The following is a 12228-nucleotide window of genomic DNA, read 5'->3' on the forward strand; positions in this document are numbered from 1 at the left end:
TTAATAAATAAGTTCATATATTGCTTTTATATTAAAAAATAGCGCATGGTTGTTACGCTTATTATTAAACGTAACAACTTTGTCAATAGCTTTTTCGCCTAGTTGTTACACTTGAGAGAATAATTGCATATTAGACGCATCTTTTCAGTATTTTAGAGTGCATAGTTTATGATTTTGAATCAAGAATCAGGAGAAGTTAGTTTATTACGCGATATTGTTACGTTTGTTTGAAAAATAATGTTTTATGTCTAAAACGTACTATTAATCCAATGAGGTTGAGTTTTCAGGCGGCGGTTGGGATAAACTCTCTGTTTTGATTAAAGTTTTGTCTTAATTTTTGATTTACAATACAACTTCTACTTTATGGTAGTATTTCAATAAATAAGGAGATTAATGCGATTTATATTCCCTGCACTAGCACTCATCAATATTGTAGTCACTAACCTCTGTGCGATCACTCTCGAAGAAGCTATACAATCGGCGTTGAAGAGCCATCCAGAGGTAGAAATTGCCCGTTTAAATCATGCTATATCAGGTAAAGAGGTACAAAGTACGCGCTCCGATCTCTATCCGCATATCGAATTGAATGCGGAGTATTATCCTAGTAAAACCTTTGTGATGCCATCAGCCGGTGTTTTTTCAACACGGCATGACGACGCGATTCACGCCGATATCAGTGCATCTTATACGGTGTATGATTTCGGACGTACGCAAGAGCGTCTTAAAGCTTCTAGGGAAGCATCTTTAGGGACAAAAGAACAAAGCCGATATCATCAGGAAGTCATGATTGAGCGTGTAGTGCTAAACTACTATACAGCAGCCTATTTGAATCGTCTCTCACAAACAGCCGAAGCTACCTCTCGTTATTATGAAAAATTGTATCAAAAAGCACTTCATATGCGTCAAAACGGTCTAAAAACTCAAGCAGATGAATCACGTTTTAAAGCGTCGTGGCTGGAGGCTCAAGATCTTTTACACTCAAAGCGTGCTGAATATCGTAAAAGCCTTTATGCCCTTGAACATTTGATCGGTAAGAGGGTTGAGTCGATTGATGGGAACGAACTCGATCGTGCAGTGGAAGAGAAGAAGATTCCATCGATCGAGTCGATGCAACAAGAACTTCACCAAAAAAATCCAGAATTAAAAAGATTAGAAGCGGCTTTGGCTCAAGCAGGGACGAACTACAATGTTTCTAAAACACAAAGGTATGGGACCTTATCGGCAGTTGCGGGATACGGTGTCGATCGCTCACTCTCATCATACGATAGCAGCTACGTAGGGCTAAAAGGGAATTTACCACTGTTTGATGGGGGATATCTCGATGCTCAAATGCAAAAAAGTGCTTTGAGTGTTCAAATAGCGCAACAAGAGTATGAAAATACTAAAAAACAATTGTTTGAGGAGCTCTTTAATACTGCAAGCGACTATGAGCAGGCACTCCAAAGTATAGAAGCGAAAGAGGGGCTTATTGACGCTTTAGAGCAAACTCTCCATTTAATGGAGGGTCGATATACCCAAGGATTAGCGACCTATGTTGACGTTTTGGAAGCTCAAAATGCTTTAGATACTGCGAAAATCGGCTTATCAGGGGCTAAACTCACTAAAATCGCCCGTTTTGCACGGATAGAGAGATTATTAAACAAAGGATGCATCGATGAAATTTGCCGATAAAAAAATCATAATAGGGTTGATCGTTCTTATACTCGGTGCCATCGTGTTGAAAAAAATGTTTTGGGTTTCTGAAGTACCTGTACCTACAGTAGAGAAAAGCACTATTGAAACCAATAGTACCGTATTCGGAACCGGAACGCTCGAAGCCGAAGAGATTGTTATTCTTGCCCCAAAAACGACAGTAAAAATTCAAAATCTTTATGCGGATGAGGGGGACATGGTACATGCAGGTCAACTTTTGGCGGTAATGGAACCATCAGAGTTGTCCGCTGCGCTTCATGAGGGGGAAGCCTCCATCGCGAAAAGTCGCTCTCAACTCTCTGCCGCAAAAGCCGCACTAAAAGATTTGAAAGCGAAAGCGCACCTTGCCGATCAGACATTAGAGAGATACAGAGAACTACTCAAAGGGGGATTTGTAACGCAAGCCGAATATGACAGTGCCTATGCATCAGCGCAAAGTGCTTCGGCTCAACTGGAAAGCGGACACGAAAATATAAAATTGCTGACGCTGGATGTAGAAAAATCAGGAGCAGCAGCGGCAGCTCAACGGCTCAAAATCGATGATCTCTCTTTGCGCTCACCCTTCAATGCGAAAGTCATCTCCAAAAACGGAGAAGTAGGAAGTACCATCAGTGCCGGTTCCGCTGTATTTCGTCTGGTGAATCCTAAAACCTACTGGGTGAAACTGTATGTCGATGAGCGTCAGAGCAGAAAAATAAAAGTTTCTCAAAAAGCGACTGTTTCACTTCGCTCCTATCCTGATCAAACCTTTGAAGCACAGGTGGCTCGAATCGGAAGTGAAAGTGACCGTGTTACCGAAGAGAGGATTGTGTACCTCACTTTCAAACAACTCCCCTCTGAACTTTATCTAGGGGAACAGGCTGAAGCATCTATTCATATCATGGATTCTCTCGGAGATAAGCGATGATCAACCTCGCACAGAGGGATATTGCCCATTCGTTGGGGAAATTTATTACCACAGCATTCGGAGTGGGGATGCTGATAGGGGTGGTTTTGATCATGATCGGCGTCTATCGCGGGATGGCTCACGATGCGATGATCGTCCCAAACGACATCGCCCCTGATGTATGGGTGGTTCAGAAAGATACATTGGGCCCTTTTGCTGAAAACTCACGCCTCCACGAAGATCTCAAATATTCGCTTAAAACGCTCGCTGGGGTAAAAGAGGTTCATCCTTTAACGTTTCAAAGTATTCAAATCACCGGGAAAAAAAAACCGATTCGATTGTATGCGCTGGGATATGATGCTTTGAGCGGATTTCAACCGTTTCGACTCTATGCAGGACGTTTGATTCATATCCCTGCCAAAGAGATTATCGTCGATACTAAATCAGGATTTGAACTCTGGGATAAAATTACTTTGGGACGAGATGAATACACCGTAGTGGGACTGACTCATAAAGCGGTTTCATCCGGTGGCGATCCAATGATCTACATGGATTTAAAAGAAGCCCAAGAACTTCAATTTTTGTTTAGCAACGAACAGATACGGAACGATCGTTCACGCGGGGCGGAGAACCCTTCGAGTGCAACAGTCAATGCTTTTGGAGTGAAACTCCATAACGGAACCGATCCTCAAAAGCTCTCCGCTGAAATTGAGCGGTGGAAGCATCAGCAGGTATTTACGCAGGCGGAACAAGAGGGTATTCTCACTAAAAATTTGATAGAGCGTTCCGCGAAACAGATTGGAATGTTTACGGTGATTTTGCTCATTGTCTCGTCGGTCATTATCTCTTTAATTATTTACACTATGACGATCAATAAAATCAAGGAGATTGCGATTTTGAAACTTATCGGTGCTTCCAACTTTACCATTACGAAGATGATAGGGCAACAGTCGGTATTGTTAGGGTTAATCGCCTTTATTGCAGGGAATCTTTTTGCCCATGCCAGTGCCGATATTTTCCCCAAAACGATTATTCTCGTAGCGCAAGATGCGATGAAACTGTTTGTGGTGGTTATGATTGTCAGTATTTTGGCATCTATTTCAGGGATTCGAACTGCTTTGCGGGTTGATCCTTCTAGCGCGATAGGGGGCTAAATGAAGCACAGTGTCATTAAATGTGAAGGGATCGAAAAAACTTATGGGAGCGGAGATAGTGCTGTCGAGGCAATCAAAAAAGCTGATTTTGAAATCTACTCAGGGGAAACGGTAGCTTTGTTAGGACCCAGCGGATCAGGAAAAACAACGCTGATCACGATGATCGGCTGTATCACAGAACCCAGTGGGGGGAAGTTGACACTTAGCGGAAAATGTGTTTATGATGGTGGGTGGACGATACCCGATACGAGGAAAATTCGACGTGAGAAGATAGGGTTTATTTTTCAATCGCACAATCTGATACCGTTTTTGAATGTCCGTGAAAACGTCACTTTGGTTCCACAAATGAATGGGGTAGGGGTGAGTGAAGCTAATACGAAAGCAGCCGAATTACTCGAATATCTCGGGGTAGGGGATAAACTCGAAAAAATGCCCTCAGAGCTTTCAGGAGGGCAGAGTCAGAGGGTGGCGATTGCACGCTCTTTATCCAACAATCCTCGCATCATCCTCGCGGATGAACCCACCGCCGCACTTGATTCGCAGCGGGCGTTGTCGGTGATGGAGCTGCTTCGCTCGCTGGCACATGAACACGATGTCGCGATTATTGTCGTTACTCATGATGAACGAATGCTTCCTCTATTTGATCGAATTTTGCGGGTGGAAGATGGAGTGGTTAAAGAAAGTGTCCGCGATTAGAAGAGAATAAGCCTATTTTTTATCGACACCTGATTTGGATTGCGCTATGATAATCTAGAAGATAGAATAAAAATAATACGAAGTAAAGAGATGTTTAATATAGATATTTTTCCATGGAATGAACATTTTGCAACCGGCTTATCAACTATTGACGATCAACACCGTAAGCTTGTCAAAATTTTAAACGATTTGGCAACCAATGTGGCGTTTAACGCAGACTCTGAGGCACTTAATGCAATATTTGATGAATTGACCGACTATACTCTGTATCATTTTCAAACCGAAGAGGTAATTTGGCATCAATATCTTCCGTATGACCCTTTGGACAGTGAGCATCAAAATGTTCATCAGCAGTTTGTTACGGTAGCTATGAAGTTTAAAGAGGAGCAAAAAAATAAGCCCCTGATTGAGTTAGCTAAAGAAGCACTCGAATATCTTGCTAGATGGTTGGCATCTCATATACTCGAAACGGATCGTCACATGGCATATATCGTTTTCGCTTTGCGAGAGGGGTTGAGCATTGATGAGGCAAAAATTCGTGCGAATGAACAGATGAGCGGTTCGACCCGAATGCTGATAGATATTATTTTGTCCATTTACAGAACTCTTACTTCGAATACTCTTGAACTCGTGCATGAAATGAAAGAGCATGAGAAACTTTTAAGTGATCAAAAAATGATCGAAACAAAATTAAACGATCAGGCAAAATACCAACAATTATTGCTTGAACTTGCCAACTCGTTTGTCAACCTCCCTCTTGATGAGATCGATAGCGCTATTGAGAGTGCAATTGAAAAAATGGCGATTTTCGTTAAAGCAGACCGTGCCTATATTTTTGATTACGATGTTGATGCACAAACGACTTCGAATACCTATGAATGGTGCAAGGAAGGGATCTCTCCTGAAATCGACCATTTGCAGGATTTGCCGTTGGATACGATTCCGGGCTGGTTTGTAACTCATTCTCAAGGTAAATCGATAATAATCGATAATGTATCGCTGCTCGAAGAGGGGAGCGTGAAAAGTATCTTAATGTCTCAAAATATCCAAAATTTAATCACATTGCCTTTGATTAATCAAAATATTTGTGTGGGATTTGTCGGATTTGATTCGGTTAAAAAACAGCATCATTTCAGTGATTTGGAAATAACCTTGCTTGATCTTTTTAGTAATCTTTTATCCAATGTTCATGATCGTAGATTGAGTGAAACTCGACTAAAGTATGAGAGAGGATTTTTAAAGACGCTGATTAATACAATCCCTGATCTTATTTGGCTGAAAACTCCTGATGGTCTTTATTTGAACTGTAACCCTCGATTTGAAGCTCTTTTTGGTGCCAAAGAATCAGAAATCGTAGGAAAAACCGATTACGATTTTGTGTCTAAAGAATTGGCCGATTTTTTTAGACACCATGATCGTAATGTGATGGAAACAAATAGCACTAATGTAAATGAAGAAGAGGTCACTTTTTCTGATGGTCATATTGAATTTTTGGAAACGACTAAAACCCCCATGAAAGATGAGAGTGGTAATTTGCTCGGAGTGTTAAGTGTCGGACGGAATATCACAGAACGAAAATTAGCCGAAAAATTGCTTCAAGAGCAAAAAGAGGAGTTTGAAACTATTTTCAATATTTCGCGGGATGGAATTGCTGTATTGGATTTAGAATCAAATTTTTTGGATTTTAATGAAGCGTATTTGGAGATGACAGGGTACACCAGAGGGGAGCTCTTGACAAAATCATGCATCGGTTTGAGTGCCCCTGAAGACCATGATCGTGCTATTAATGCGCTTATGACAGTGATGAAAAAAGGTTTTTTAACAAACTTTGAAAAAACCTGTATTGTCAAAAATGGGAAGCATGTTGTGATCAATATGGCAATCGCATTGATGCCTGATCGGCAAAAACTGCTCATTAGTACCAAAGATATCACCGAAGCGAAAGCTCAGGAGCAAAAGCTTCAGTATATCGCTCATTACGATGCTCTCACCGGGTTGCCAAACCGGATTTTACTCTCTGATAGACTTCAGCAGGCAATGATGCAGGCGTCTCGTAATCGTACAATGATTGCGGTTGTTTATCTTGATTTGGATGGGTTTAAAGCGATAAATGACCTTTATGGGCACGAAGTAGGGGATATACTTCTATCGACTCTCGCTTCACGGATGAAACAGACACTGCGTAACGGTGATACGATCGCCCGATTAGGTGGAGATGAATTTGTCGCAATTTTCCCTGATTTAAAAGAGCATGAAGAGTGTGTTTCGATGTTGATTCGTCTCTTATCCGTTACTTCTCATACGGTTATGATTGATGGTGTTTCGATGAATGTTTCTGCGAGTTTGGGTGTTAGTTTTTTTGAAGAAGGAAATGATATCGATCCTGATCAGCTTCTTCGTCAAGCCGATCAGGCAATGTATCAAGCTAAACTTTCGGGTAAAAACCGCTACCATATTTTTGATACGGTTCAAGATCGAACGATTCGAACGCATCATGAGAGCTTGGAGGCAATCGAGTTAGCATTGACAAATAATCAATTTCAGCTTTATTATCAGCCAAAAGTCAACATGAAAACCGGTGAGGTTATCGGAGCTGAAGCACTTATCCGTTGGAATCATCCTGAAAAAGGGATTTTAGCACCGAGAGCTTTTTTACCCATGATCGAAGATCATATCCTTTCGGTAGATGTTGGATATTGGGTGATTGAAGAGGCGATGCGACAGCTCACTGTATTCAAACGTGCAGGCTTGCAACTCTCAATCAGCGTTAATGTCGATGCATTACAGTTACAGCAGGAAGATTTTGTTTCTCACTTAAAAACATTGATGGAGCATTATCCTGAGATTCGAGAAGGGGATTTAGAGTTTGAAATTTTAGAAACGAGTGCCCTTGAAGACATTGATGGGATTTCAAAAATTATGCATGAATGCGGAAAAATCGGAATCCATTTTTCACTGGATGATTTTGGTACCGGTTATTCATCGCTAACCTATCTCAAACGGCTCCCTGCAAAAATACTCAAGATTGATCAGAGTTTCGTCAAAGGGATGCTGGGTGACCCGGACGATTTGGCGATACTCGATGGTGTGGTTGGTCTATCGGTCGCATTTAGACGCCATTTGATTGCAGAGGGGGTGGAGAGTCGTGAACACGGTGAAATGCTTTTAAACTTGGGATGTATGAATGCTCAAGGTTATGCAATTGCTAGACCGATGCTCCCTGAGAATTTCATGGAGTGGATAAAACAGTGGAAACCTGATGAGACATGGACCAATGCGATTCGTATTAGCCGTGACGATATTCCTTTACTATTTGCTGAAGTTGAACATAAAGCGTGGGTAGAGAAAATTATCCAATTCATGCATAATGAACGTTTGGATTTGCCCTCTCTTGATTACGAAGAGTGCCATTTCGGACAATGGCTGAAAACTGATGGGGAGAAACGCTATAGAGAGATCCCCTTATATTCCGAAATGGAACAAGCCCATAAGCAAGTACATCATCTAGTTAACCGAATGATCAAACAAAAAGAGTCGCTATCCACTGAGCTGACTCAAGCATTAATCGATAGCTTATTGCAAGATAGCGACACATTGATTTCACTCTTAAAACAATTGTCCATACAGCGTCAAACGTTATCATAAGCAGTGCTAAAAAAATCAGCGTGTTATTCTTTTAAACTAAGCGATACTTTTCCCTTTTCGGTGTCCACTTCCAGAACCTTTATGTGGGAAAGTTGCTGATTAACGCTGAGTATTTCCAGCGGGTGGGAGATCCTCTTTTCCGACATCTGAGAGATATGTATCAATCCATCATTTTTTAGACCGATATCGACGAAGGCACCGAAATCAGCGATATTACGCACCACACCTGAGACGATAGTGCCGGGGCGTAGTTCTTTGATGTCGGTGAGACCTGCTCGAAACACGATCGGAGGCAACTCTTCTCTGGGGTCAAATCCGGGCTTGCGCAGTTCTGTGAGGATGTCGCTTAGAGTTGCCTCCCCTATCCCCAGCTCTTGTGCGATGTGGGGTATTTGCTCTTTGGTGATAGTAGAGAGGGTGTAGGTATCCATCAGCACTCTGGCGGCCTCATAACTCTCAGGGTGAACTCCAGTATTGTCCAACACACTTTTCCCCTCCCGAATACGAAAAAACCCTGCGCACTGCTCATACGCTTTGGCTCCCAGCCCTTTAACTTTGAGGAACTCTTGTTTGCTTTTAAACGCCCCGTGTGTTTCACGATGGGCGATGATCGTCTTGGCGAGTTTTGCCCCTACTCCGGCAACATAAGAGAGAAGCGATGCGGAGGCACTGTTAGGATCGACACCGATCCGATTGACCAGATTTTCGGTCACCTCATGGAGTTTTTTCTCCAACTGTTTTTGGTTCACATCATGCTGATATTGCCCTACCCCTAACGACTTCGGATCGATCTTCACCAGTGCTGCCATCGGATCACGTAGCCGCTGAGCGATCGATATGGCTCCTCGTATGGTGACATCGAGATTCGGATACTCTTCTAGGGCGATTTTAGAGGCAGAGTAGACCGATGCCCCTGCTTCGGAGACGACGGTATAGCTTAGATTCAGCCCCTCGTCTACATTTAACTTCGCAAAAAACTCTTGTGTTTCGCGCGAACCTGTACCGTTACCGATTGCGGCGGCACTAATGCGGTATTTTTCTACCAGTGCTTTGATCGTTTGCGCGCTCTTGACATAGTCACTCTGCGGCGGTGTGGGATAGATCACGGCATGATCGATATAGGTGCCGTTCTCATCCACAACAGCGAGTTTACACCCACTGCGATACGCGGGATCAACACCGAGAAGAACATGTTTACTCACCGGTGGAGCACTGAGGAGCTGTGTGAGGTTTTTACCGAATGTTGCAATCGCCTGTGTATCGGAACGCTCTTTTATAAGAGCATGTACCTCTCGTTCTAATGAGGGGAAGAGCAATCGTTTGAATCCATCCATATACGCTTCTAGGATCAGCGTGCGACTGCTTTTAACCTCTCTGGGGAGTTTAGCTCTGGTTATCGCATTTTCTACCCGCTCCATCTCCATGGTTATTTTCACCGAGAGCTCTTTCTCCTCTACTCCCCGCATCATTGCTAAATATCGGTGAGAGGGGATAGAACTGATTTTTTCAGACTTACCGGCGAGTTTGGCATACAATCCATCTTCTTTTAGGCTCTTAGACCCTTTAATCTCGAACGAGGAATACTCCAACATCTGTTTACGCCAGTAATCGCGTTCACGCGGATCATCACTGTAGCGCTCCGCCAAAATATCTTGTGCCCCTTTAATCGCTTCTTCTTCTGATGCAATTGTCCCTTTCACAAAAGCTTTTGCTTTGTTCATCAGATCTATTACCTCCAATCTACCCGATGCGAGTATATCGGCTAACGGTTCCAGACCCGCTGCGATTGCGAGTGCGGCACGGGTATTCTTTTTTTCTTTGTAGGGACGGTAGAGGTCTTCGAGGCTTTGGAGCGTCGTTGCCGCCTCGATCTGAGAGATCAGTTCCGCACCCAAATGTGAGCGCTCACCGATCAGCCGTTTCACCTCCTCTTTACGCTCTAGCAGTTTTTTCGAATAGAGATAGACCTCTTCGAATCCTCTGAGTTGCTCATCCGTGGCACCGCCGGTGAGTTCTTTACGGTAACGGGCGATAAAGGGGATAGTAGAACCCTCATTTAAAAGCTTGAGAATGTTTTCAACATGATGGGGAGAGAGTTTTGTTTTTTCACATAAAAGACGGGAGAGGGGGAGCATAAATTTCCTGGCAATATTTTTAGGGATTGTAGTGTTTTGTTGCTGAAATAGCATATTAATTTTTTTAATTCTAACAATATGGTATCATGATTAGTGTCACGAATATTTTTTATTCTTGTTCTACATTGATATTCTTGTAGAATGATAAGAAAATATAAAAGTTGGGTGTAATTGATTAAATATTTTTTATTCATGATTTTCTTGATTACTCCTATGTATGCAAGTATCATAGAAGTTGGCAATGAAACGACTTCATATGATGTCTTGGAAAATAGTTCAATTTATATTGACCATACACGTAGTTTAGGGTTTAATGAAATCAAAAATGGAAACATTACGTTTGAACTCAACAATGCAAGAAGACTCTTATTGGGCTACTCTCCCAATTTTGATGTATGGATCAAGTTCACTGTAAAAAATACAACAGATACTAAAATTTCTAGGATTCTTGAATACAACAATCCTATGACAACAAATATTTTTTTCTATTCTCCCGATGAAAATTTTTCGCCGCAAACATCAGGAATTTTATCTGGAAACCTTGGTCAAAAAAGTATTAATTCTATTTTTAAAATAAATTTAGAAGCTCATGAAGAAAAAACCTATTTTATTAAAGTTTACTCTGAGGTAACAACGTTAATAGTGGATTTAAAATTATGGAAAACGAACCAATTTTATGAAGCAGAAATTGATCATCAAAAAAAACTAGCCCTTTTTTTTGGTGCGATGATAGCTTTAGCCTTGTATAATCTATCACTGTATTTTTTTACAAGAGATAAATCCTATTTATATTATGTTGCCTATATGATCGGCATTTCATTTCACCATATCGTGTATACAGGCTTTTTTAATATCTTTCAACTCGATGTAGGGCTCAATGAGCTTATGATTAAAGCAGCGGCTATCATTGTCGGTATTCCGGCTTTTGCTCTTGCTTTATTTACAAACTCTATGTTGGAAATGAATCGGTATCCAAAGCTTAAAAAGCTACTGCACTATTATTTAATCCTATTTCCATTGACACTGCTGATTTTTGTATTTACGAATGAATTTAATCATTTTAGAAATATATTTTCTGTTATCTTACTTCTGCTACTTCTCTTTATTACAGTATATGCTGCACTAAAAAAAGATTCTCAAGCTAAATTCATATTATTTGGATGGTTTCTTTTTATTGTGGCGGGTAGTGCAATGTATCTTTCAAGTATCGGCTGGTTTGATATCTATAAATTGTCGCATTACTTTATAGAAATATTATTAGTTTTGGAAGCTATTGTTTTTTCTATTGCTTTGGCATACCGAATTAAGCAACTTCAGTTAGAAAAAGAGAGTGTACATCAAAAACTTCTGGAACAACAAAAAAATGAAAAGGTGAAACTTGAACACGAGGTATTGAAAAAAACAGAAGATTTGCAAGAAGCCCTTGCAACCAAGCAACTGTTATTAAATGAATTAAATCATAGAGTTAAAAATAGTATGCAGACCATACTTTCTCTCATTAGAATGCAAAGCGATGAATTTGATAATACAAAACTGCAAGACGCATTTACCACTATTCAAAATAGGGTAAGCACAATGAGTCATCTCCATGAGTTATTATATAAAGAAGAATTATTTTCAGACGTCAATGCCTTTCAATATTTTCATAGTATCGTTGAAGATATACAAGAGAGTTATGAGATGATAGTGGAGATCAACTATCAAATCCATGCGTCATTAGAAATCGAACAGGCTATTTATTGCGGACTGATTGTGAATGAATTAGTTACAAATGCTTGCAAATATGCTTTTAAAGATGACAAAGGGACAATCAGCATCGCTTTAGATGAAAAAGATAATGTATATAGCCTGATAGTCAGTGACAACGGCATGGGTTATGATCAGGGTAAAACGACGAATTCTTTAGGTTTAGAACTGGTGAAAAGTTTAGTGTATGGTCAACTAAAAGGGAAAATCTCAACAGATTCACACCATGGAGTCAGTGTTGAAGTGATCTGGAGCATACTTGAGTAGTATTAAA

7 protein-coding genes are annotated in these 12228 nt (G+C 41.0%); 6 read left to right on the plus strand and 1 reads right to left on the minus strand.

The window, feature by feature from the left end; translation table 11 throughout:
* Positions 1-393 precede the first annotated feature (393 nt).
* The 5 genes from WA010_RS02550 to WA010_RS02570 all read left to right on the plus strand — a co-directional run bounded on the left by WA010_RS02550 (position 394) and on the right by WA010_RS02570 (position 8073).
* Positions 394-1671: a TolC family protein gene (locus WA010_RS02550; protein ID WP_422555610.1), complete on the plus strand. Its 1278-nt coding sequence runs from the start codon at positions 394-396 to the stop codon at positions 1669-1671.
* Entirely contained in the window at positions 1655-2599 is a 945-nt protein-coding gene (locus WA010_RS02555) for an efflux RND transporter periplasmic adaptor subunit (protein WP_422555611.1), read from the plus strand. The genes WA010_RS02550 and WA010_RS02555 overlap by 17 nt, the downstream gene beginning before the upstream one ends.
* On the plus strand, positions 2596-3732 hold the full coding sequence (locus WA010_RS02560; RefSeq protein ID WP_422555612.1) for an ABC transporter permease: 1137 nt from the start codon (positions 2596-2598) through the stop codon (positions 3730-3732). Before WA010_RS02555 ends, WA010_RS02560 begins: the two co-directional genes overlap by 4 nt.
* Positions 3733-4428 (plus strand): ABC transporter ATP-binding protein, encoded by a 696-nt coding sequence (locus WA010_RS02565; protein ID WP_422555613.1) that lies wholly within the window; start codon positions 3733-3735, stop codon positions 4426-4428.
* Between the two features lie 90 nt (positions 4429-4518).
* A complete protein-coding gene (locus WA010_RS02570) occupies positions 4519-8073 on the plus strand; it encodes a bacteriohemerythrin (RefSeq protein ID WP_422555614.1) in 3555 nt (1184 codons plus the stop codon).
* A gap of 23 nt (positions 8074-8096) precedes the next feature.
* Here the strand turns inward: WA010_RS02570 and WA010_RS02575 are convergent, their stop codons facing one another.
* Positions 8097-10208 carry a helix-hairpin-helix domain-containing protein gene (locus WA010_RS02575; protein ID WP_422555615.1) on the minus strand — a complete coding sequence of 704 codons (2112 nt, stop codon included), beginning with the start codon at positions 10206-10208 and terminating at the stop codon, positions 8097-8099.
* A 171-nt stretch (positions 10209-10379) separates the two neighbouring features.
* Here WA010_RS02575 and WA010_RS02580 point away from each other — a divergent pair, with 171 nt between their 5' ends.
* Positions 10380-12221, plus strand: coding sequence for a 7TM diverse intracellular signaling domain-containing protein (locus WA010_RS02580; protein WP_422555616.1), 1842 nt, complete (start codon positions 10380-10382; stop codon positions 12219-12221).
* The last annotated feature ends 7 nt before the right edge of the window (positions 12222-12228 follow it).

The organism is Sulfuricurvum sp. (assembly GCF_049305995.1).
Taxonomy (GTDB): Bacteria; Campylobacterota; Campylobacteria; order Campylobacterales; family Sulfurimonadaceae; genus Sulfuricurvum.

What these genes read in the sequence shown, in the direction of transcription:
- WA010_RS02575 (WP_422555615.1), bottom strand. Translation starts at nt 10,208, where the DNA reads ATGCTCCCCCTCTCCCGTCTTTTATGTGAAAAAACAAAACTCTCTCCC.
- WA010_RS02565 (WP_422555613.1), top strand. Translation starts at nt 3,733, where the DNA reads ATGAAGCACAGTGTCATTAAATGTGAAGGGATCGAAAAAACTTATGGG.
- WA010_RS02555 (WP_422555611.1), top strand. Translation starts at nt 1,655, where the DNA reads ATGAAATTTGCCGATAAAAAAATCATAATAGGGTTGATCGTTCTTATA.
- WA010_RS02560 (WP_422555612.1), top strand. Translation starts at nt 2,596, where the DNA reads ATGATCAACCTCGCACAGAGGGATATTGCCCATTCGTTGGGGAAATTT.
- WA010_RS02570 (WP_422555614.1), top strand. Translation starts at nt 4,519, where the DNA reads ATGTTTAATATAGATATTTTTCCATGGAATGAACATTTTGCAACCGGC.
- WA010_RS02550 (WP_422555610.1), top strand. Translation starts at nt 394, where the DNA reads ATGCGATTTATATTCCCTGCACTAGCACTCATCAATATTGTAGTCACT.